This window comes from Haloferax mediterranei ATCC 33500, from assembly GCF_000306765.2.
GTDB classification, from domain to species: Archaea; Halobacteriota; Halobacteria; order Halobacteriales; family Haloferacaceae; genus Haloferax; species Haloferax mediterranei.
Map to the genome: position 1 here is coordinate 1166690 of NC_017941.2, position 20994 is coordinate 1187683.

At 62.8% G+C, this 20994-nt stretch carries 19 protein-coding genes; 8 read left to right on the top strand and 11 right to left on the bottom strand.

The window, feature by feature from the left end:
• From HFX_RS05990 to cheB, 3 genes are read right to left on the bottom strand one after another with little or no spacing between them, the layout of a single operon-like run.
• The gene (locus tag HFX_RS05990) at positions 1–840 is read right to left on the bottom strand and encodes a CheR family methyltransferase (protein ID WP_004572445.1); all 840 of its coding nucleotides are present in this window, start codon (positions 838–840) and stop codon (positions 1–3) included.
• Positions 840–3110 (bottom strand): chemotaxis protein CheA, encoded by a 2271-nt coding sequence (locus HFX_RS05995; protein ID WP_004572444.1) that lies wholly within the window; start codon positions 3108–3110, stop codon positions 840–842. The genes HFX_RS05990 and HFX_RS05995 overlap by 1 nt, the downstream gene beginning before the upstream one ends.
• Before the next feature lie 2 nt (positions 3111–3112).
• Positions 3113–4213, bottom strand: coding sequence for a chemotaxis-specific protein-glutamate methyltransferase CheB (gene cheB / locus HFX_RS06000; protein WP_179955331.1), 1101 nt, complete (start codon positions 4211–4213; stop codon positions 3113–3115).
• A gap of 250 nt (positions 4214–4463) precedes the next feature.
• On the opposite strand from cheB, the gene HFX_RS06005 reads away from it, so the two are divergent.
• From HFX_RS06005 to HFX_RS06015, 3 genes are all read left to right on the top strand, one after another.
• Positions 4464–4934 (top strand): chemotaxis protein CheW, encoded by a 471-nt coding sequence (locus tag HFX_RS06005; RefSeq protein ID WP_004572442.1) that lies wholly within the window; start codon positions 4464–4466, stop codon positions 4932–4934.
• A gap of 275 nt (positions 4935–5209) precedes the next feature.
• Positions 5210–6802 (top strand): uracil-xanthine permease family protein, encoded by a 1593-nt coding sequence (locus tag HFX_RS06010; protein WP_004572441.1) that lies wholly within the window; start codon positions 5210–5212, stop codon positions 6800–6802.
• 203 nt (positions 6803–7005) lie between these two features.
• Complete coding sequence (locus tag HFX_RS06015) at positions 7006–9462, top strand: DUF5059 domain-containing protein (protein ID WP_004572440.1); 2457 nt, start codon at positions 7006–7008, stop codon at positions 9460–9462.
• A 90-nt stretch (positions 9463–9552) separates the two neighbouring features.
• Here HFX_RS06015 and HFX_RS19995 read toward each other — a convergent pair whose 3' ends face one another.
• Together HFX_RS19995 and HFX_RS06020 are read right to left on the bottom strand one after the other, a co-directional pair.
• Positions 9553–9690: a hypothetical protein gene (locus tag HFX_RS19995; protein ID WP_004572439.1), complete on the bottom strand. Its 138-nt coding sequence runs from the start codon at positions 9688–9690 to the stop codon at positions 9553–9555.
• An 85-nt stretch (positions 9691–9775) separates the two neighbouring features.
• Entirely contained in the window at positions 9776–10966 is a 1191-nt protein-coding gene (locus HFX_RS06020; RefSeq protein WP_004572438.1) for a mechanosensitive ion channel family protein, read from the bottom strand.
• Between the two features lie 114 nt (positions 10967–11080).
• Between HFX_RS06020 and HFX_RS06025 the strand changes: the two genes are divergently transcribed.
• The 3 genes from HFX_RS06025 to HFX_RS06035 all read left to right on the top strand — a co-directional run bounded on the left by HFX_RS06025 (position 11081) and on the right by HFX_RS06035 (position 12511).
• Positions 11081–11575: a metal-dependent hydrolase gene (locus HFX_RS06025; RefSeq protein WP_004572437.1), complete on the top strand. Its 495-nt coding sequence runs from the start codon at positions 11081–11083 to the stop codon at positions 11573–11575.
• Positions 11576–11652: 77 nt separating this feature from the next.
• Entirely contained in the window at positions 11653–12234 is a 582-nt protein-coding gene (locus HFX_RS06030) for a peroxidase-related enzyme (RefSeq protein WP_004572436.1), read from the top strand.
• Positions 12235–12316: 82 nt separating this feature from the next.
• Positions 12317–12511: a cold-shock protein gene (locus tag HFX_RS06035; RefSeq protein ID WP_004572435.1), complete on the top strand. Its 195-nt coding sequence runs from the start codon at positions 12317–12319 to the stop codon at positions 12509–12511.
• A gap of 124 nt (positions 12512–12635) precedes the next feature.
• Here HFX_RS06035 and HFX_RS06040 read toward each other — a convergent pair whose 3' ends face one another.
• The 3 genes from HFX_RS06040 to HFX_RS06050 all read right to left on the bottom strand — a co-directional run bounded on the left by HFX_RS06040 (position 12636) and on the right by HFX_RS06050 (position 16282).
• Positions 12636–13430 carry a creatininase family protein gene (locus HFX_RS06040; RefSeq protein WP_004572434.1) on the bottom strand — a complete coding sequence of 265 codons (795 nt, stop codon included), beginning with the start codon at positions 13428–13430 and terminating at the stop codon, positions 12636–12638.
• A 56-nt stretch (positions 13431–13486) separates the two neighbouring features.
• A complete protein-coding gene (locus tag HFX_RS06045; RefSeq protein ID WP_004572433.1) occupies positions 13487–15094 on the bottom strand; it encodes an acyl-CoA synthetase in 1608 nt (535 codons plus the stop codon).
• A 66-nt stretch (positions 15095–15160) separates the two neighbouring features.
• Entirely contained in the window at positions 15161–16282 is a 1122-nt protein-coding gene (locus HFX_RS06050) for a bactofilin family protein (protein ID WP_004572432.1), read from the bottom strand.
• Positions 16283–16451: 169 nt separating this feature from the next.
• Between HFX_RS06050 and HFX_RS06055 the strand changes: the two genes are divergently transcribed.
• Both HFX_RS06055 and HFX_RS06060 read left to right on the top strand, forming a co-directional pair.
• Positions 16452–17426, top strand: a complete 975-nt coding sequence (locus HFX_RS06055) for an aldo/keto reductase (protein ID WP_004572431.1) — start codon at positions 16452–16454, stop codon at positions 17424–17426.
• A 37-nt stretch (positions 17427–17463) separates the two neighbouring features.
• Positions 17464–17958 carry a hypothetical protein gene (locus HFX_RS06060; protein WP_004572430.1) on the top strand — a complete coding sequence of 165 codons (495 nt, stop codon included), beginning with the start codon at positions 17464–17466 and terminating at the stop codon, positions 17956–17958.
• Here the strand turns inward: HFX_RS06060 and HFX_RS06065 are convergent.
• From HFX_RS06065 to HFX_RS06075, 3 genes are all read right to left on the bottom strand, one after another.
• Complete coding sequence (locus HFX_RS06065) at positions 17934–19142, bottom strand: MFS transporter (protein ID WP_004572429.1); 1209 nt, start codon at positions 19140–19142, stop codon at positions 17934–17936. The two genes, HFX_RS06060 and HFX_RS06065, sit on opposite strands and share 25 nt — an antisense overlap.
• Positions 19143–19216: 74 nt before the next feature.
• Positions 19217–20287, bottom strand: a complete 1071-nt coding sequence (locus HFX_RS06070) for an iron transporter (RefSeq protein WP_004572428.1) — start codon at positions 20285–20287, stop codon at positions 19217–19219.
• Positions 20287–20958 carry an SCO family protein gene (locus HFX_RS06075; RefSeq protein WP_004572427.1) on the bottom strand — a complete coding sequence of 224 codons (672 nt, stop codon included), beginning with the start codon at positions 20956–20958 and terminating at the stop codon, positions 20287–20289. Before HFX_RS06075 ends, HFX_RS06070 begins: the two co-directional genes overlap by 1 nt.
• Positions 20959–20994: the final 36 nt, after the last annotated feature.

Genomic DNA, 20994 nt, shown 5'->3' on the forward strand with positions numbered 1-20994 from the left:
TTACCTCTGTGCCGCTGCGTCGCTCGCGCGGTAGATACGGAGTCGCTTCTCGACGGGGTCGAACTGTTGTCTGCACGTCGGAGGGATTGTTTCTGTCATTCCAATAGTGAGGTAGCCGTCCGGCTTGAGCGCCGACCCGAGCGTCTCGAACACGGCACGCTTTGACTCGGCGTTGATGTAGATAAACAGGTTTCGACAGACGACCAGGTCGAACGTGCCCGGCGGGTCCTCGCGGATGAGGTCGCGTCTGTCGAACCGGACCATGTCGGTAATGGCGTCTTTCACCCGGAAGATGTCGTCGTCGCGCTCGACGAATCGCTCCCACCGGCCGATGGGTTCGAGTTGTTCGGCGACGTCGTTCGTCTCCGAGGCTCGATACTCGCCGTTTCGGGCGGCGCGAAGAATCTCGCGTTTGATGTCCGTGCCGACGATTTCGACACGGCGTTCGTCGATGCGGTCATCGTCGTGTGCGAGCATCGCAAGCGAGTAGGCTTCGCGGCCGTCCGAGCAGGCGGCGCTCCACACTTTGATAGGGTCGTGTCGACTCCCCTTCGAACTGAGGTCGCGGAGCACTTCGCGGAGCGCCTCCCAGACTTCGGGATTTCGGAAGAAGCTCGTCACGTTGACCGAAAGCGCATCGAGAAGCGCCTGCTGTTCGTCTTCGTCTTCGCGCAACAGGGAGTGATACTCCTCGTAGTCCTCGACGCGGCGGCGACGCATCCGTGCGGAGATGCGTCGGTCGAGGTAGGCCTCGTTGTACGAACTCGTCTGGAAGTGAAGCGACTTCTCGACGTACTCCAAGAGGTTGTCGAACGTCGGGTCGTCGGTCGGCGAGGGCATTAGTCCGCCGCCTCCTCAGACGTCCCGGGCAGTTGACTTGGGTCGAACTCGCGCATCGCTTGCTTCCCCGTATCGGGGAGTTCGAGCGTCGATACATCCAGAATCGGGATGACGTTCCCGTCACCGATGACTGCCGTGCCGGACAGGCCATCGACGCCGGAGAGCGGCCCCTGAAGCGGCGTCACGACGACTTCCTCTTGTTTCGTCACGCCGTCACAGTGCAGCGCGACTTGTCTGTCGTCGGGGCGGATGCGAACGACCATGCCGTGTTCCGGGTCGTCTGCGTCGATTTCCAGCGCCTCGCGGAGTCGAATCAACGGGAAAATCGTCTCTTCGTGGACGATGACTTCCGCGCCGTTGACCGTCTGAATCCGGTCGCGGCGGCTGATCTCGTCGATGTACTTAATCGGCACGCCGAACTCGCGGTCTTCGACCTGTACGAACAGGACCTTGATAATCGCGACCGAGACGGGCAGGCGAATCTTGACCGTGCTCCCTTCGCCGGGTTCGCTGTCGACCGAGACCGACCCGTCGAGCGATTCGACGGTAGTCTTCACCACGTCCATCCCGACACCGCGGCCGGAAACGTCCGTAATCTCGTCGTTGGTCGAGAGACCGGGGTGGAAGATGTAGTCGTATATCTCCGAGTCGGGCATTTTGTTCACTTCTTCGCGCGTTTCGACGCCCTCGGCAACGACCTTGTCGCGGACGGCATCGGCGTTGATACCACTCCCGTCGTCTTCGACGGTCACGATAACGGTGTCGTGTTGCCGCTGTGCGGAGAGTTTGACCGTCCCCGTCCGCGACTTGCCGTTTGCTTCGCGCACGTCGGGTTCTTCGATGCCGTGGTCGACGGCGTTCCGAAGGACGTGCATCAGCGGGTCGGAAATCTCGTCGAGGATGGTACGGTCGAGTTCGATGTCCGCACCTTCGACTTTGAACGAGATGCGCTTGTCCTGCTCGCGTGCGAGGTCGCGCACGAGACGCGGGAACTTGTCGAACACCTTCTTCAGCGGGATGAGCCGCATGTCCATGACGGTGTTCTGGAGGTTCGACGAAATCTTGTCCAGTTCGTCGAGCGTATCGAGTGCCGTGTTCTGTTCTTCGTCGATAGCGTTTCGAAGCTTGATTCGACTCGTCACCAGTTGCTCGACGAGTTCGTGGAGTTCGTCGAGTTGGTCGACGTCGACGCGAACGGACTTGACGGCCGAAATCGAGCGTGCTTCTTTCTTCTTTCCGTTCTTTCCCTTCGCGTTCCCGTCGCTTTTCTTCTCGCTCTGTTTTTTGTTCTCCTTCGTTTCGCCTTTTTCCTGTTGTTTGCCGCTGTCTTCGTCACTCGACGCTGCGTCGGCATCGGCTTCCGAACCGGCTTCGGAGTCTGCATCTACCGCAGTGGGTTCGTCTGCCGCCTGTCCGGTTTCGTCGGCGTCAGAAGCATCGTCTTCGGGCGACTCGGCTGGCCCAGAGTCGCCGTCGGCATCGCCGGTTTCGCCGTCCTGCGCGTCAGCAGCGTCCGCCTCGCCGTCGAGTGCGTCCGAGACATCGGTCGCCTCGACCGCGGACACTTTCCAGAGTCCCTTGAACTCGGTTTCGACGCTCTCCGCGTCGAGTTCTGCGATGAACAAGTCGAAGCCCTCGCCGAACTCCCCGTCCTCGATGGCGTCTCGCGGTGGGTTCGCTCCGACCACGTCGAGCGATTCGGGGATGCTGCTGAGGAAGATACCCGCGTCGACACCCTTCATCTGGCCCGCATCGAGCTCGATGTGGACGTGCGTGAGCGTTGTCGCGTCGATGGCATCGATGTCGACACTGTCGGCGGCGAGAGAGTCGAGGTCGACGTCTTCGCGGTCGTCCTCGTCAGGCGCCGCCGGATTCGAGTTTCCCGCGTCACCACCGGTTTCTGCGGCATCGCGAATCTCTTCGACGGTGTCCGCGGGGTCGATAGTCGACTCGCCGTTCTCCTCGATGTCGTGGAGGATTTCGACGATGAGGTCCATCCCGTCGAAGACGAGGTCCATCCGCTCGGGCGTGACTTCGAGCCGCTCGTGTCGAATCTCGTCAAGGAGGTCTTCGACGGCGTGGGCGACTGTCGCGGCGTTGTCGAAGCCCATCGCACCGAAGTTCCCCTTCAGGGTGTGTGCCTGTCGGAAGATGTCGTCGATGGCTTCTGTGTCGTCAGGATTAGACTCCAGCGACAGCAAGGAGTTGTTCAACTGCGTGATGCTCTCTTCGCTTTCGGTGATGAATGCCTGGTAGAGTTCTTCGTCCATGGTCAGGTAGTAAGCCCGCGGAGTGTTTCTTCGGCGATGCGTCCGTCAGGTGCGATGGTGTCGACACACCCGGCCTCGATGGCGCGCTTCGGCATCCCGAAGATTGCAGACGTTTCTTCGTCTTGTGCGACTGTGTGGCCACCTGCTCGACTGATTTGGGTCATTCCCTCGACGCCGTCACGACCCATTCCGGTCAGGAGCACGCCCGCGAGGGGTGTATCGACCGTCTCGGCGGCGGAGGCCATCGTGAGGTCGATAGCCGGTTTGACGCCGTGGAGCGGTTCGTCGTCGGAGAGTTCGAGTTTGAGTTGTCCAGCGCGGTCGCGCGTGACGAGGAGGTGTGACCCACCCGGTGCGATGCGAATCTGTCCGGGACCGATGCGTTCTCCGTCGTCTGCCTCTTGAACCTCGTAGTCACAGCGGGCGTCGAGGCGCGCTGCGAATCGCTCTGTGAAGCCCGCCGGCATGTGCTGGACGACGAGTACACGGAGACCAGCCTCCTTCGGGAGCGCCGCGAGGACGCGCTCGACCACGTTCGGGCCGCCCGTCGACGCGCCGATAACGAGTGTCGTCCCTTCCGTCGGGAGCGACTCGGATTCGACCGAGGGCGACGACGGTGACGCGGTGGCTGCTTGTTGTTTCGTCTCCGTTTTCGGCGGTCGAGACGTTCGTCGGGTCGCAGAGAGGTCCACCGCCGCAGCGGACTGAATCTTCTCGACCAGTTCGCGCTTCACGCGAGGCATCTCGGAGGTGACTTCGCCACCGGGCTTGGTCACGAAGTCGACCGCACCTCTGTCGAGTGCGTCGAATGTCACGTCCGCGTCCTCCTCGGCGTGCGCCGAGAGCATGAGGATGGGCGTCGGACACTCGTCCATGATGGCCTCGACCGCGTCGAGACCGTTCATTTCGGGCATCTCGATGTCCATCGTCACGACGTCTGGTCGATGTTCGTCGACCACTGTAATCGCCTCACGTCCGTTGCTCGCTTCGGCGATAACGTCGACGTCGGCGTCTTCGAGGAGTGTGCGAATGAGTGTCCGCATGAACCGCGAGTCGTCGACGACGACTGCGCGCGTCGGTTCTGCTGCGGAAGCGGAACTCATCGCCCCCACCCAGTGCGGGTACGCCGAGGCGGAACCGGAAGCGTCGATACGGTCCCCTGCCGATGGCTCGGGGAAGTAGTCGTCAGTGTGCCGTTTCGTTGACCGCTCATCTATCTCCGAAGTTCGGAAATCGGATATATAAACGCTCGGCGAGGAGAATCACGGCTGATAATCAGGTACGTACCTTTATACGCTGAATCTGACCACTCTGAAGCAGACAGGGCGGCGCGTGTCGTCGCCGGGGTTCACCATGCGACAAGATGCAATCACGACTGAGATGAACGCGGATGACGTCGAGGAGGACTCCGCGGAAGAAGTACAGGTATTGGAATTTCAACTCGGGCCGGAAACGTACTGCGTCGACATCGAGTACGTGAGTGAAATCGTCGACAAGGGTCAACTCACGGCCGTTCCGAACGCTCCCGACCACGTCGAGGGCGTGATGGACCTCCGTGGTCGAACGACTTCGATTATCAATCCCAAATCGCTCCTCAGTATCGACGAAGAGGGCGAGTCGAAGCGCATCGTCATCTTCGACCCGAACAAGTTCGAAGACGAGGCCGCGACCGGCTGGCTCGTCGACGAAGTGTATCAGGTCGTTCGCATCTCGATGGACGACGTCGAGGACCCGCCGCTCGAAAAGGACGAATCTATCGAGGGCGTCATCAAGCGCGACGGCGACCTCGTCGTCTGGATTTCGCCGGTTCACGCCATCGAGTAGGTCAGTTTTACCGTTGAGCAACCGGCTCCCGCTTTCGAGTCGTCTCCCGATTCGGACGACTCATCTCGTTTTGTGACCTGACTGCCAAGAGCGTCTCGACTGGCCCTTCGACCGAGCCGTCTTGCTATTCGACCGAGCCGTCTTGCTATGTATCACGAAAAACCGATGGAGCCAAGTTACTGCCCCGCATTCGCGCGCGAAAAAGGAGGACATATATATCCGCACTAGTATGCTCGAACAACCATGTACGGGAGCGAACCACCGCATACGGGGGGATGGTCGTGACGGACGACTCCTCTCCCTCCTCGTTTGTGCAGTACGGTATCGACGATAAACCACCTCTCCCAACCGCTCTCCTTCTCGGCGCCCAACATTATCTCACCATGGTGGGCGCGAACATCGCCGTCCCGCTCATTCTCGCCGGAGCCTTGGGAATGCCAGCGGACGTTATCCCGCGCTTCGTCGGGACGTTCTTCGTCGTCTCCGGTATCGCGACGCTGATGCAGACGACGTTCGGGAACCGCTATCCCATCGTGCAGGGTGCGCCGTTCTCCATGCTCGCACCGGCAATCGCCGTCGTGGGCGTCGCCAAGGCGACAGACCCGTCTGGCGTCGCGTGGCAGAGTGCACTCTTACAACTACAGGGAGCCATCATCGTGGCCGCGCTGGTCGAGGTGCTCGTCGGCTACTTCGGACTGCTCGGACGCCTTCGGAAGTTCATCTCACCGGTGGTCATCGCGCCGACCATCGCGCTCATCGGCCTGTCGCTTTTCAGTGCGCCGCAGGTCACGTCGGCCACCAACAACTGGTGGCTCCTCGGCCTGACGCTCGCGCTCATCGTCCTCTTCTCGCAGTACCTCGACACCGCACACCCGGCGTTCAAGCTGTTTCCGGTGCTCCTCGGCGTCATCGTCTCGTACGTCGTGGCCGCCGCGCTGTCCGTTACGGGCTTCATCGCACCGGGCGCATCGGGCTACGTGAACTTGCAGACGGTCATCGACGCGCCGGCGTTCATGCCCATCTACCCCCTGCAGTGGGGCTTTGCGGGCGGAGCAGGAACGACGACCCTGTCGCTTCCGGTCGTCGGAAGCGTCGCGTTCGGTATCCCACAGTTCTCGACCTCGTTCATCATCGGCATGCTCGCGGGCGTCGCCGCCTCGATGGTCGAGTCCTTCGGTGACTACCACGCGGTCGCGCGTCTCTCCGGCATCGGCGCGCCCTCGGAACGCCGTATCAACCACGGCATCGGCATGGAGGGCATCATGAACGTCTTTTCTGCCCTCATGGGCGGCAGTGGCTCTACTTCCTACTCCGAGAACATCGGTGCAATCGGTCTCACGGGCGTGGCCTCTCGCTACGTCGTGCAGGTCGGCGCTGGCGTGATGCTCGTCATGGGATTCGTCGGCTACTTCGGTCAACTCATCGCGACGATTCCCGACCCCATCGTCGGCGGCCTCTACATCGCCATGTTCGGCCAAATCGTCGCCGTCGGTCTCTCGAACCTGAAGTACGTCGACCTCGATTCCTCGCGGAACGGCTTCGTCATCGGCATCGCCCTCTTTGCGGGGCTGGCTATTCCGGCGTACATGGGTAACGTCGGAAGCGCCGAAGCCTTCCGACAGGGAATGAGTCAGGTCGCCCTCGTCGGTCCCGTCCTCGGGAACCAACTCGTCGCGGACACCATCTTCGTCATCGGCTCGACCGGCATGGCCGTCGGCGGTCTGTTCGCGTTCTTCTTCGACAACACCATCGAGGGAACCCGCGTCGAACGCGGCCTCGAAGAGTGGGAAGACACCGTCGAAGACGACAGCGAGTTCGAATCGGCTATCGACCGACTTCGGGGCGACGAGCCGGCGACCGCGGACTGAGCTGTCGGTTCGATATAGATTTTTCCACGTCGGGTCGACAGGAGACGCGGCACCGACTGATATCCTCGTCGGTTAATCGATGGTCTTACCACTATTTAGAGGGGCCGAAAGTACAGGTAGTGAACCGCATTACCGCTGAGTGACACGATTTAGGGTTCCCTAAAAATCGAAGTCCTTTTATTAGATTAGGCGAGCCTAAACGTATGAACTACTCCCGACGGAGTCTGTTGAAGACGACGGGACTGGCGGTTGCGTCGGCCGGTCTCGCTGGATGTAGCGGACCGTCAGAAGACGCTTCCGCGTCGACTGGGAACGAATCGACGGAGACGGGAACAGCGACCGAGGCGGACGCTTCCGTGACCGTCGACGCAACGGTCGCCGTCGCGGCCGAGTGGAACGTGATGCGTGCACGACTGTACGACACCATCGCCCTCGCCAGCGCAGGACGGCTGGGGACGGCTGCCCGTGTTGCGGAGGACGTGTTCGCTCGGTTCGAACAGGCCTCCAGCGAGTGGGGCACTCACGAGCAGTTGGAGAAAACGAACGAGGAGAACTACGAAACGTTCGAAGAGCACCTCGGCGGCGCGAAGGACGCGTTCTCGAAGGGTAACGCCGACTCCGGCGTCGACCTCGCAGTGCAGGCTTCGGACAACCTGCTCGCGGCCCAGCGCGGCCGTGTCGACTCGGCCGTCGTCGACGCGATGGGCGTCCTTCTCTTCGGCGCTCGCGCACGGGACGTCGAGATGCTCGCGGCCGCCGGCGAAGTCGAGGCAGCGGCAGAACTCGCTCACGAAATCTACGAGTCGTTCGAGGAGGCACCGGAACACTCGGTCCTCGAAGACGCGTCGGGCGAACTCTACGAAACGTTCGAGGCTGGCATCGAAGGCGCGGCCGATGCTGGCGACGCCGACAGCATCGCCTCGTCCGCCCGCTCCGCGGCGGACGCAACAGTCGAGGCGAGTTACGAGCTTGTCCCAGAATCCGTTGCAGGTGCGGGGCACCTCGCACTCATGCAGTCGGTCGGATTCGACGCCGAAGTCCTCGCCGGTCTCGGCGGTCCCGGCGACGACTACGCTCACGCCTCTGCGCTCACGCTGTACCGTGCCCGCGCAGCGGACGTGACGCGACTGGTTGCACAGGGCAAGACCGACTTCGCCGCCACGCTCGCCGGTGATATCTTCGCGCACTTCGAGGGCGCACGCGCTCACGAAGCGCTCGAAGAAGCCGACCACGACGCCTACGAAGGCTTCGAAGGCGGTCTCGAATCGCTGAAGGAAGCTGCCCAGTCAGGCGACACCAAAGCGACCGAAGACGCGCTCGCGACGGTCGACGAGAACCTCCTCGCAGGAATCTCGGCGCTCGTCGGCGGCGAATCGGCAACGATGCTCGAAGCGGCGTTCTTCCGCGCCCGCCTCGGCGACGCCCGCGAACTCGTCGCCGTCGGCGAGACGGACCGCGCCGCCTCCGTCGCCGAATCGCTCTTCGCCCGCTTCGAGGAGAACGAAGCGAACCTCCACGAGGCCGTCGAACACGAGTCCGAAGACCTCTACCACCGCTTCGAAGAGGAACACCTTGCCGGACTCGTCGACGCCGCGAAGGCCGGAGAGGCCGACACTGCGACGACCCACGCCGAGGGCGCGCTGGACGCGCTCTTCGAGTTCGAGACGGCCGTTGGAACGACCGCAGAAGTGTCGGCCGCCGAGGCCGCGTTCTTCGGTGCCCGCGGCTTCGACGCCGCAGCACTCGCAGAGGTCGGTGCGGCCGACCGCGCAGCAGCAGTCGTCAAGTCCACGTTCGGCTTCTTCGAGGAAGGCGCAGGCGGCTACCACGAAGCGCTCGAACACGCCGACCACGACCTGTACGAGTCGTTCGAAGGCGCGCTCGGCGGCGTCCGAACCGCGGCCGAAGAAGACGGAGACACCTACGGCGCGGCCAAGACCTACGGCCAGAAGGCGGTCGATTCGATGTACGCCGTCGTCGCAACCGCCGCCGCCGACGCGGGTCTCGCAACCGCTGCATCCGAGCGCATGAGCGGCGTCTTCCAGACCTTCGAGGGCGCTCGCGTCCACGAAGCGCTCGAACACGCCGACCACGACGCCTACGAAGGCTTCGAGGAGGCGCTTTCGACCTACGTCAAGGCGCTCGAAGACGGAAGCGAAGTCGACGCCGCCGCAGAAGGCTACGTGACGGCGACCGCCCGCGCCCAGTTCGCAGTCGTCGGTGCCATCGACAAGGCACCCCTCGACCACTCGAACCACAACCACAGCCACGGTGACGGAGAAACCGAGTACACCGGCGGCCCGAACGTCGTCGAGGGCGTCCCCGAGGACGCAGACCACGTGGTTGAGATGACCGCCGTCGCGTTCGAACCCGCCGAACTGACGGTGACAGTCGGCGACACGGTCGCATTCGAACACGCCGCTGGCGAGGCACACACCGTGACCGCCTACGGCGACAAAATCCCCGAGGGCGCAGCATACTGGGCCTCCGGCGGATTCGAGTCGCAGGAAGCCGCCGAGGCTGGCTGGGAAGAAGGAAAGGGTGCGGTGCAGTCCGGACAGTCCTACACGCACACCTTCGAGACGGCGGGCGAGCACCAGTACCTCTGCATCCCGCACGAGGCCGCGGGTATGACGGGTACCATCGTCGTCGAAGAGTAAGATACGCAGAAATCGGGGTGAAAATCCCCTCGTAGGACTCCATTGACGCGATAGTGGGTCGCCATCGCGGCACCGGCGGGCGGTTTCTGGTCAGTCACCGCCCCATCCGGTCCGTCCGAGGGCGACGAGGACGAGGTATCCCACGAACCCAGCAACGAACAGGAGAATGGGAATTGCGAACGGGCCGAACACCTCGATAAGTCCGTCTATCGGCCCAAGTTGGAGCATACCCGACAGATGGTCTCGTCGGAGTTAATTTCCTCGGCGTCGCGTCTGTCGATTCTTACACCCGCGCGACCGATTTTCTGGACCGTCACTCGTCGTCGAGTGATTCGTCAGCAGATGTGGCGTCCTCGTCGCCGAACTCCGTCGGCGCTCGCGACCGTCGGTCACCGCCGTTCGACAACTCGGTCATCGGCGATTGCTCGGGGTTGCGAGCGGGAGTCTCAGACTCTACGGAGTGAACGTGTACGTCGCGCTGGGGGTACGGAATCCCGATGTCTGCGGCGTTCAGCCGGGTGTATATCTCGCGGTTGAGGTTGTGCGTCGCCTTCCCTCGCTTGAGCGGGCTGTTGACCCAACAGACGAGTTCGTACTCCAGCGCGTCCGGGCCGAACCGACGAAATCGCGGACGCGGACGGGGCGTGTCGAGAACGAGTGGTTCGTCGAGTGCGAGGTCGGTGAGAACCTGTTCGAACTCGTCGATATCGGTGCCGTAGGCGACGCCGATGGGAACTTTCAGACGGCGGCGGCGATTCGGGGCGGACTCGTTGATGATTTTCGCGGCGTTGAGCACCGAGTTCGGAACCGTGACGAGGAGGTCGTCACGGGTGAGAAGCGTCGTCGAGCGAATCCCGACTTTGACCACCGTCCCCGCCTCACCGGAGTCGAGGACGACGTAGTCACCGATTTTGTACGTGTCGTCGAAGTAGAGCGCGATTCCACCGAAGAAGTTGGCGACGGTGTCCTTGGCGGCGAACCCGACCGCGATACCGGCGATGCCAGCCCCCGCGAACAGCGGGGTGATTTCGATTCCCCAGAGATACAGGAGCATGCCGATGGTGCCGACGGAGACGACGATTGTCCAGACGTTCGAAAAGACGGGTGCGAAATCGTACTGGTGGCCTTTGTCCTTGACCGCCTCGACAAGTCGATTGACGAGGCGGTTGAGCGCCCACGCCCAGACGATGATGCCGAGAGACACAGACGGCCGACCGAAGAACGTGTGGAGTACCGCCGAATCGACGACGAGAGCTTCGGCGACCGCCGGAGTCTGCGCAAACAGATAGATGCCGGTCAACGAGATGGTGATGACGATGGGCCACCGGAGTTCTTTGACGACGATGTTGTCGAGCGACGTCTCCGTTCGTCTCGTGTACCGAAACAAGAGGCGGAGGACGACCGCCTCCATGACGAATGCGCCGCCGACGGAGACGATTAAGACGAAGAGTGTCGCCTCCGCCGCCGACAGCCCCGAGAGGAAGTCGGAGAGGTGCTGGCTCATGCGGCGGAAGTCGCGGCCATCGGGGATAACGATTGCTCCGGTCTGAAAGGCTCACTCCGAAAGCGACCCCGCAGCCGAAAGGTTTTGTTCGACGCACCCGCGAGGTCGAAGCAAATGTTCCGATTCGGCCACTGGGGCGTCTCGCTCCTCGTGTTTGCCCCGCTCGGGTTCGCGCTGGTTCAGACCGGCCACCCGGAACTCGCGTTCGTCTCGGGGGCGGTAATGTGCTGGTTGGCGATGCTCCCCGATTACGACATGCGTATTCCCGGTATCTCACACCGCGGACCGACACACACGCTCCTGTTTGCATTCCTCGTCGGTGGTGTCGGTGGCGGCGGTGCGTTTCTGCTCGCAAGCAACGTCGGCCAGCCCGAGGCGGCGGCGACGACACTCGGCGCGTTCGGGTTCGCCGTCGGCACGCTTACCATCATTGCACACCTCCTCGCCGACGCGCTCACGCCAGCGGGAATCCGTCCGTTGTGGCCGCTTTCGTCCCGGAAATTCACGCTCTCGCTGTGGACCGCCGATAACACCGTTGCCAACTACGGACTCTTCGCAGTCGGCGTCTTCGCGGTTGCGGCGGCGGCCTACCTCTCGCTTATCCTTTGAACGAGCGCGGCCGCACTTCCCATATCGTCCCTCGAATCTGAGGAATCATTAAGGTCTGTCCGGGAGTGAACCGAGGCATGGACGACGATGCGATGCGCCGATTCCCGGTGCCCGACCTCGACGACCTCCCGGACGACCTGCGCGAGCGAATCGAAGACGAGACAGAACGCGCCGGGTTTACGCCCAACGTCTTCGCCGCGCTCGCGTACAAGCCCTCGCACTGGCGGGCCTTCTTCGACTACCACGACGCCCTCGTCGACGACACGGACCTCGAACGCCACGAAGTCGAGATGATAATCGTCGCCGTCTCGGGTGTCAACCACTGTTACTACTGCAACGTCGCCCACGGCGCACTCCTTCGTATCTACGCGGAAGACCCGCTTCTCGCGGACCAACTGGTCGCCAACTACCGTACTGCGGATATCCCCGAGAAGCACAAGACGATGCTCGACGTGGCGGTCAAACTCACCGAGCGCCCGGTCGAAGTCGGCGAAGACGACCTCCAGCGACTCCGAGACGTAGGGTTCTCTGAAGAGGAAGTGTGGGATATCGGTGCGGTCACCGCCTTCTTCAACCTCAGCAACCGTATGACGATGTTCGCCGATATGCGACCTAATGAAGAGTTCCACACGCTCGGGCGGGAATCTCGCGGGGACTAAAAACGCGAGGTGTGTTACTACTCGCCATTTATTGTCAACCAGCGGAACTCTTATGGCCTCGTCCGGAGACCGTTGACACGCAATGGCGAAAGGCAAGGTTGCATTCTTCAAGTCCTCCGGCGGCTACGGCTTCATCGAGACAGAAGACCACGACGACGACGTGTTCTTCCACATGGAGGATATCGGCGGCCCTGACCTCGAAGAGGGTCAGGAAGTGGAGTTCGAAATCGAGCAGGCCGATAAAGGCCCGCGTGCGATCAACGTAACGCGGCTCTAAGTCTGCGGACGCTTCGACCGACGGCGACTCGACTGCAAACAGAGTTTTTCATTTTCAGTCGGTGAGCGGCGCGGCTCCGGCGTATCGACCGCCCGTGGTCGCGCCATGTGAGGTGGGAGTTCAGCTACCGGCGCTCGCCCGGTTGTGGGTCGGCGTGAGCGGGCGCAAGTAGGTCATCTATCGGTTGTGCGTCGAGCCATTCGAGCAGTCGGACGAGTTGGTCGCTCGCGGCCTCGAACAACGTCGCCCCTGCTTCGGGCGTGGCGTCTGTCTGGTCACCGAAGACGCCGTTTTCGGAGTTCTCGATGGCGTCGTAGAACGTCCGCGCGCCGTGCTCGCGGTAGTCGCGGCCCTTGAAGGTTGTTCGCCCGCCGTCGCGAGCGTCTTCGAGTTGGTCTTCGCGGACGAGGTCGCGAGCGATGTGCATAATCATCGCCGTCTCCTTCGGACCGCCGTGCGGGCCGGGATGGTCGAACAGGTCGGTCACGAGGTCCGGAATCGACTTGTCCCACATCCACTCGATGGCGTACATCGTGCCGTCATCGCGGAGGCGGCGGCCGACTTCGCGGAGGTGCTGGACGTTGCCGCCGTGGGCGTTGACGTACACGACGCGGTCGATACCGTGGTACGCGAGGTTGCGCGTCATCGACTCCACGTAATCTCTGAACTGCGGGGCGTCGACCCACATGGTTCCGTGGAACTGTCGGTGGTGCGGACTCACGCCGACATTCACAGTGGGCGTACAGAGAAAGCCGGTTTTACCGGCCGCATCGCGGGCCAACGACTCCGCGATGAGGTGGTCAGTCGCGAGCGGGAGGTGCGGGCCGTGCTGTTCGGTCGACCCGAGCGGGACGACTGCAAGCGACGATTCGGCGACGTAGTCGCCCAGTTCTGGCCACGTCTGGTCCGCGATGTACATGACCATCACGACGCAGCGGCGGGTAAAGAAAGTAAAGTGCGAGTGAATCTTCTGACCTATTCGCGCTCTTGGGACCGCAGTTCGATGCGGCGAATTTTCCCCGAAGAGGTCTTCGGGAGTTCGTCGACGAACTCGATTTCGCGCGGGTACTTGTACGGCGCAGTTTCCTCTTTCATGAACGCCTGGAGTTCGTCCACGAGTTCGTCGGAGCCTTCGTATCCTCCGGTGAGAACGACGAACGCCTTGACGATACTTCCGCGTTCCTCGTGGGGACTTCCGACCGCCGCGGCCTCCGCGACCGCCTCGTGAGAGACGAGCGCGTCTTCGACCTCGAAGGGACCGATGCGGTAGCCCGCAGAGATGATGATGTCGTCGGCGCGGCCCTCGAAGAAGAAGTAGCCGTCCTCGTCGCGAGAGGCGAGGTCGCCGGTGCGGTAGTAGTCGCCGGCGAACGTCTTTTCGTCCAGATGTGGCTTCTCGTAGTAGCCGTCGAAGATGCCCGGACAGTCGACCGGGACCGCAATCTCGCCGATTTCGCCGTCGTCGACTTCTTCTCCGTCTTCGTCGATGAGGGTGGTTCCGAGACCCGGCGTCGGCTTGCCCATGCTGCCGGGTTTCACGTCGATACCGGGGTAGTTCGTGAGGAGGGCCACCGTCTCGGTCTGTCCGTAGCCGTCGCGGGGAATCACGTCGAACGCTTCGCGGAACGCTTCGATTGGCTCGCGGTTGAGCGGTTCACCCGCCGAAAGCGCCTCTTTCAGTTTCAGGTCGTACGAGGCGAGGTCGTGCTGGGCAAACATCCGATACTGGGTTGGGACGGCACAGAGCCGAGTGATTCCCTCTTCTTCCATGATATCGAGGAACGTCTCGGGTTCGAAGTCGCCGCGATAGACGAACTGTGTCGCGCCCGTCGTCAGTCCGACGCCGACGGGACTCCAGAACCACTTCGCCCAGCCGGTGCCGGTCGTCGCCCAGAGGAGTTCGTCAGAGAGGTCGTCGTCGGCCGTGACGCCCCACCAGTAGGGCGCGTTGACGAGTTCGAAACAGCGCATCCAGCGGTGGCGGTGGCGGACCGGTTTCGGCTTACCCGTCGTCCCCGACGTGTAGTTGATGGACATCGGGTCTTCGGCCTTCAGTTCCGGGCCGTCGTGGCGGTCCGACTCGCCAGCGACTACCTCGTCGAATTCGGTCCAACCGTCGGCGTCACCGCCGAGGACGACGAAGTGTTCGAGCGGCGTGTCGGCTCGCACCTCGTCGACCATACCGACGAGCGACTCGTGGACGATTGCGGTCGTCGCTTCACAGTCGTTCGCGCGGAATTCGATGTCCTTGGGCTTGAGCATCGACGAACTCGGGACGAGCAGCGCGCCCCGCTTGAGCGCGCCGAGTTGGATGGCGAACACGTCAGGGTCACGCGGAAGCAGGTGAATGACGCGGTCGCCCTTTTCGACGCCCATCGATTCGAGCGCATTGGCAAACCGATTCATGTCGCGCCGAAGGTCGTCGTAGGTTCGTTCCTCACGCCCGCCGTCGGCGTCGCGGAACTTCAGCGCGACCCGGTCGCCGAACGAGTCGGCGTGCGATTCGATAACCGCAGGGATGTTGTACCCTTCCGGGATGTCCCACTCGAACGATTCCAACTCGACCGTGTAATCGATTGCCATGGCTCGACAGACAGAGAGGACCATAATAATTGTTCGTCCGAAATTTGACGGGTGTTCGGCGCGCCGTCAGGCCATCGGTGCGCCTTCTTGTGAACCCTCGTCGGCCGCACCCACGTCGTCGTCGCCGTCGTGGCCGGATTCACCGCGGAGTGCCAGCGCGAACGCGCCGAGACCCACGATGAGGACGGCGAACTCGAGGACGCCTCCGAGGGGGACGAAATCGAGCAACGTGAGGACGAACAAGCCGGTGAACAGCGCGACCCAGCGGTTGTTGTAGTCGGCCAACGAGAGGAGCCACGCCCCGAGGACGAGCGCGCCGTAGATGCTCGCCACCCAAAGGGCTAAGAGGAATCCGACGCCGCCGGCGAGCGACAGCGGGATTCCCACGATGGTCAAGAGCAGCACGAGCAGGACGATTGGAACGCCGACGATGGTGAGGAGTCCCGCGCCGCCGCTCCGGACGGCTTTTTTCGTTCCGAGTCCCGTCACGCGGCGGGCGAACTCGGGGGCGACGAGGACGATAATCGAACCGAGGACGAGGTTCACGAGGAGCCAGTAGCCCGAAAACACCCAATTCGGAATCGTTGGCCCTTCAAACTGGCCGAACTCGACTGGGACACCCGCGATTGGCGGGGAGTCGATTCCGACGTTGTCGACCTCCGTCACGCCGCCATCGACGACGGCCGCGGAGTCGATAGCTGTGCTCTCCGCATTGTATTCGAGCGACCCGCCGACGCGAGTGTTCGGACCGACAACGAGGTCTTCAGCGCCGACTCTCACATCACCGCCAACTGCACCGTCGAGTCTGACGTTGCCACCGGCGGCCTCCAACGACCCATCGATAGTGGCGGTGTCACGCACGAAAACCGCGCCCGCGGAGAGGCTCACGTCGCCACCGACCGTTCCTTCGATAGTCGCGGAGCCTGCGACGCCTTCGAGCGTCCCGGTAATCTCGCCAGTCTCCGTCACGAGGACCGTCCCCGCGGTGGTCTCTACGTTGCCATCGACCGTTCCGGCGATGACGACCGTCCCGCCGATTGCTTCGAGGTCGCCGGTGAAGGTTTCTCCTTCCTCGACGACGACGGTACCGCCGGCTGACGGCCCTTGCTGTGCGGTCGCGACGCCTGCGAGCGAGCCGACGACGAGAACCGCCAACAGGAGTGCAACCAATTGTTTGGATGTGAACATCGGAATCACCGAGGCTTAGCCTCGGTTTACTGATACGATGCGCCGGAGTATAAACATCGAGTGACACTTTCAGTATCGGAGAATCAGCCTCGTCAGTGGAAGACCGAGGGCAGTGTCGAAACCATCCGGTTCGTCCACCTTTTTGCTGATTGCCGGAGACGGTTCGCGCATGGAGTACACGACGCTCGGGAACACCGGCATGGAGGTCTCCCGCATCTGTCTCGGCTGTATGAGTTTCGGCACCTCCGACTGGCGCGAGTGGGTCTTAGACGAGGAGGCAGGCCTCGAACTGGTCGACCGCGCAATCGACCTCGGTATCAACTTCTTCGACACCGCGAACATGTATTCGAACGGCGAGTCGGAGCGCATTCTCGGAAAGGCGCTGGAGGGCCGCCGCGACGAGAACGTCGTCGCCTCGAAGGTGTACTTCCAGATGGACGAAAACGACCCGAACTCGGGCGGTCTCTCCCGGAAGGCCATCGAGCAGGAACTCGACAACTCCCTCGACCGCCTCGGGATGGAGACGCTCGACCTGCTCCAGATTCACCGCTGGGACGACGACACCCCTATCGAGACGACGATGCGCGCCCTCGACGACGCGATTCGGCGGGAGAAAACCCGGTATATCGGCGCGTCGTCGATGTGGGCACACCAGTTCGCCGAAGCGCAGTACACGGCCGACTCGCTCGGTCTCGACCGCTTCGCCACGATGCAGAACCACTACAACCTGCTCTACCGCGAGGAAGAACGCGAGATGCTACCCCTCTGTTCGAAACAGGGCGTCGGCGTCATGCCGTGGTCGCCGCTGGCCCGCGGCTATCTCACCCGCCCGCACGAGGAGTTCGAGGCGACGACCCGCGGCGAGACCGACGAACTCGCCAAGGACCACCCGTACTTCGAAGGCGGCGGCCGCGAAGTGAACGAACGCGTGCAGGAACTCGCCGCCGAAAAGGACGTGAAGATGGCGCAAATCGCGCTGTCGTGGGTGCTCCACAAGGACTGGGTCGACGCACCCATCGTCGGTACCACGAGCGTCGAACACCTCGAAGACGCCGTCGAAGCGCTCGATATCACGCTCTCCGACTCGGATATCGAGTATCTCGAAGAGCCGTATCAGCCGGTTCGCGTCTCCGGCCACGACTAAGGGAAACCATTTCGGCCCCCAGCCGAGAGATTCGACCGTGTACGACGAACTCGCCAGACTCGCCCGCGACGACCCCGACAGAGTAGCTCTCGGTGTCGAGTTGGTTTTTGCGGCGGTCGCGCTCCTCGGCGTCGCGGCGACGCTCGTCTCACCAACTCTCTCCGCTTTCTTCCTCACCGACCTCGGGTTTCAGGTGGCGGCAGTCGCAATCGTCGCCCTCACGGTCACGTCGTTACTCGCCGCCTCGCGGCGCATCGTCCGCTTTGTCACCGGCCGCGGCGGCCTGAGTATCGAGTCGTTCTGGCGACTGCTCGAAGTGATGTTCGCGTTCTTCGTCACCGGTATCATCGCGTTTGCAGTTCAACTCGGCCAGTTCGCACCAAGCGTTCCCGACCCGCGTGGCAGCAGTCTCTTCGTCGGTCTCTTTCTCGCGTTTATCCTCGCGGGTGTCGGACTCGCGGTTATCGTCTGTCTCCGCGGGATGTGGCTCGTCGTGAACGCCGAGATTCAGTCCGCGCTGGGTGCGGACTGAGCCGCCTCGGCTCGGTCGAGTCGTCTGACCGCCCGAAGCGCGACGGTCGCAATCGCAATCTCCGCGAATCCGACGACGAGAAAGGAAGGGAGGTAGCCAACCATGTCGGCGACGACGCCGCCGATGACGAATCCGGCGAGGAAACCGAGGCTGCCGAAGACGTTGAATCCGCCGAGCGCAGCACCGCGTTCGCCGGGCGGGGCGAGGTCGGTGACGAGTGCCATCGTCGCCGGTGCGACGAGTGCTCCGAAGACACCGACGGCGACCATCAGTCCGGCCGCGAGTTCGAATGAGGGTGCGAGACCGACTGCGATGATGGAGACGCCGTACAGCATCGACCCGACGACGACAGGGGTGAACCGGCCGACGCGGTCAGAAAGCGACCCGAACGGGTACTGCAAGAGGGCGAACGGGACGAAAAAGAGCGCGAGCACGCCGCCCGCGACGGTGGCGTTCACGCCGAACGTTTCGCGGAAGTAGAACACGCCGACGAGCGCGAAGAACCCGGCGGTCATCCGGTCGATGAAGCCGAAGGCGTAGGGGACGGCGAACGCCGGTCGCGAGGCTAATTTTCGGAGGATAGTTCCGATTCCGACGCGGGTCGTATCGGGGGTTCGGTCGGGGACGGTAGTGACGATGAGGGCGACGAAGATGAGCACCGCCGCCGCCGCGTAGAGGGGCGCAAGCGGGTCGAACGTCGAGAGTCGCCCGCCCACGACCGACCCGAGTGCGGCACCGAGTCCGATGGCGATACCGGCAGCGCCCATATTCCGACCGTTTCCGCCCGCGAGGTCGGCGAGCATCGTAATCGACAGCGAGAACGCGCCGATGGTCATCGCACCGCCAAGCAGGCGGACGACGAGCACAGCCCCGAACGTCGCATCGAGTCCCGGCATCGTGGCGAGTGCGAGGAGTGCGAGATAGCTCGATGCGCCGCCTAGCGCGCCGATGACGATGAGCCACGTCCGACTCCCGACCGTGTCGGAGATGGCCCCCCACACGCTCGAAAAGACGACGAACGCCGCGAACTCGGCGACGAGAAAGAGCATCCCCGCCGAGAGGTCGCCGCTGCTGCCGAGTCTCTCGACGAGGTCCGAGACGCCCGGATACAACAGGACCTGCGAGACGAGCACACCCCAAACCGCGAGAGCGAGCGTCATCCGTTCTCGGTTCGTCGAATCCATACGTCGTCGGTCGTTCTGAATCAAAATAGCACTGTCCTTGTCGAATCGGTGTACTGTCCTTGTCGAATCGGTGGTCAACCGAGACGCGCGGGGTCGAAGTCGAGAAACGCCGTTTCGTATCCTTCGTGTCGTGCCACCTGCGGCGGCACGTCCACCGTCACGTCGACTTGGGGGTCGCCGATGTCCTCTTCTGCTGAGAGTCCCGATACAGGCGCGCCGTAGTGGAACCCGAGAGCAGGGTCTAGTCCGGGGTCGAGACGCCCATCGAACTGGGTCGTTTCGCCGGTCGAGACGGCCGCAGAGATACCCATTCGTGGGACGACGAGCCGGTTGTAGGGCGTTTGCGCCGAGAGGGCGAGATAGGGGTCGTCGCCGAAGCGACTGTCTGAGACGACCGTCCCGGCAAGTCGAAGGCCACCGGTCGTCGCGGTTCCCAGCGAGTCGCCGGGGAGCGACTCGGGGACGGTCCCGAGCGGGACTGCATCCATTCCCATCGGGTCGAGTGCGGCCAAATTGCCCTTCTTCTCGTCGAGTAGTTTGTAGGTGATGTCGTTGCGGTCGTCCGCGCTGTACTCGAAGTCGAGCGTCGTCGATGCGGGCGACCCGAACTTCCCCGCGAAGTCGCCGAAGCGGGTCAGCGAGGGCGCGCCGACGTTCACCGTCACCTCGTATGTTCCGTCGCCGTCGAGGGCGAAATTCGCCCCGTAGTGGAATCCCATTCGCTGGGAGAGCATCGCGTAGACGACGTCTTCGCTGACGAGGTTGCCGTCGCGGGTAAGTTCGACAGAAAGGCCCGTGTCGGGCACGACGATACCTGTCTCGGGGTCCCAGACGGACACCATGAGGTGGACGTCCTCGCTGGCGGTGTGCGGGATTTTCGTCGTTCGGAACCCCGCAGACTCGTCGTCGATGACCCAGAATCGGTGGGGATAGCTGTAGAAGACGCCAACGCGAAGGTCGCCAGCGGCGGCCGTGCCGACCATCCGCATCCCTTCGATGTGGGTCGGGACGTACACCTCGTCGGGGCGGTTCGAGAGGACCGGTGGCTCGTTGGACGTGTAGAGTCGGCCGAGTTTGGCGAGACATCCTGAGAACCCCGCCGTTGCGACGGTTCCGGCCGTGACGAGGAACCGACGACGGTCCATTATGCCTCTCGGAGTGCGGTCAGGTCGTCGAGTAACGTCTGTTCGTCCGGTTGGTTGCCGCGGTAGGTTCGCTCGACGTAGCCGTCGCCGTTGACGAGCATTACGAGACCGAGGTGGGTGAACATGTAGTTGCCGTCCTCGTCGGGTTCGTTCTTCTCGAAGAAGACGCCGAACTGGTCTTCGACGACATCCTTCGCTTCGGCCTCGTCGGCGGTGCGAAGGAAGTGCCAGTTACCTGCGTCCATATCGACGTTCATATCGTTGGCCTCCTTTTTGAAGGCCGCTGCGTCGTCGCGGGCGGGGTCGAACGTAATCGGGTAGAACGACACGTCGTCGGCGTAGCCTTCCGAGATGGAGTGAATCTGGGCTTCTCGAAGGGCGCTGATGAGGACCGGACAGACGGTCATACAGTTCGTAAAGAAGAACGTGTGGAAGTGCGGACCGTCGATGTCGCGGACCGAAACCTCGGTCTCGTGAATCGGGTCGGTGAGTGTCACGTCGGGAACCTGCTGGCCCCACGCGGGATACGGCAGGTCCTCGCTCGTGACGTCGTTCTCGCGTTCGGGTTTCGAAAGTGAGACGTTGGAGTTTCCGCCGATGCCGCCGAGACAACCGGCGAGTCCGACTGCCGCGCCCGTCCCGACAGCACGGAGATACGTTCGTCGATTCATTACTCTCATTATCGGGTGGGGACTCAAATGCCGTTT

What these genes read in the sequence shown, in the direction of transcription:
- HFX_RS05990 (WP_004572445.1), bottom strand. Translation starts at nt 840, where the DNA reads ATGCCCTCGCCGACCGACGACCCGACGTTCGACAACCTCTTGGAGTAC.
- HFX_RS05995 (WP_004572444.1), bottom strand. Translation starts at nt 3,110, where the DNA reads ATGGACGAAGAACTCTACCAGGCATTCATCACCGAAAGCGAAGAGAGC.
- cheB (WP_179955331.1), bottom strand. Translation starts at nt 4,213, where the DNA reads ATGAGTTCCGCTTCCGCAGCAGAACCGACGCGCGCAGTCGTCGTCGAC.
- HFX_RS06005 (WP_004572442.1), top strand. Translation starts at nt 4,464, where the DNA reads ATGCGACAAGATGCAATCACGACTGAGATGAACGCGGATGACGTCGAG.
- HFX_RS06010 (WP_004572441.1), top strand. Translation starts at nt 5,210, where the DNA reads ATGGTCGTGACGGACGACTCCTCTCCCTCCTCGTTTGTGCAGTACGGT.
- HFX_RS06015 (WP_004572440.1), top strand. Translation starts at nt 7,006, where the DNA reads ATGAACTACTCCCGACGGAGTCTGTTGAAGACGACGGGACTGGCGGTT.
- HFX_RS19995 (WP_004572439.1), bottom strand. Translation starts at nt 9,690, where the DNA reads ATGCTCCAACTTGGGCCGATAGACGGACTTATCGAGGTGTTCGGCCCG.
- HFX_RS06020 (WP_004572438.1), bottom strand. Translation starts at nt 10,966, where the DNA reads ATGAGCCAGCACCTCTCCGACTTCCTCTCGGGGCTGTCGGCGGCGGAG.
- HFX_RS06025 (WP_004572437.1), top strand. Translation starts at nt 11,081, where the DNA reads ATGTTCCGATTCGGCCACTGGGGCGTCTCGCTCCTCGTGTTTGCCCCG.
- HFX_RS06030 (WP_004572436.1), top strand. Translation starts at nt 11,653, where the DNA reads ATGGACGACGATGCGATGCGCCGATTCCCGGTGCCCGACCTCGACGAC.
- HFX_RS06035 (WP_004572435.1), top strand. Translation starts at nt 12,317, where the DNA reads ATGGCGAAAGGCAAGGTTGCATTCTTCAAGTCCTCCGGCGGCTACGGC.
- HFX_RS06040 (WP_004572434.1), bottom strand. Translation starts at nt 13,430, where the DNA reads ATGTACATCGCGGACCAGACGTGGCCAGAACTGGGCGACTACGTCGCC.
- HFX_RS06045 (WP_004572433.1), bottom strand. Translation starts at nt 15,094, where the DNA reads ATGGCAATCGATTACACGGTCGAGTTGGAATCGTTCGAGTGGGACATC.
- HFX_RS06050 (WP_004572432.1), bottom strand. Translation starts at nt 16,282, where the DNA reads ATGTTCACATCCAAACAATTGGTTGCACTCCTGTTGGCGGTTCTCGTC.
- HFX_RS06055 (WP_004572431.1), top strand. Translation starts at nt 16,452, where the DNA reads ATGGAGTACACGACGCTCGGGAACACCGGCATGGAGGTCTCCCGCATC.
- HFX_RS06065 (WP_004572429.1), bottom strand. Translation starts at nt 19,142, where the DNA reads ATGGATTCGACGAACCGAGAACGGATGACGCTCGCTCTCGCGGTTTGG.
- HFX_RS06070 (WP_004572428.1), bottom strand. Translation starts at nt 20,287, where the DNA reads ATGGACCGTCGTCGGTTCCTCGTCACGGCCGGAACCGTCGCAACGGCG.
- HFX_RS06075 (WP_004572427.1), bottom strand. Translation starts at nt 20,958, where the DNA reads ATGAATCGACGAACGTATCTCCGTGCTGTCGGGACGGGCGCGGCAGTC.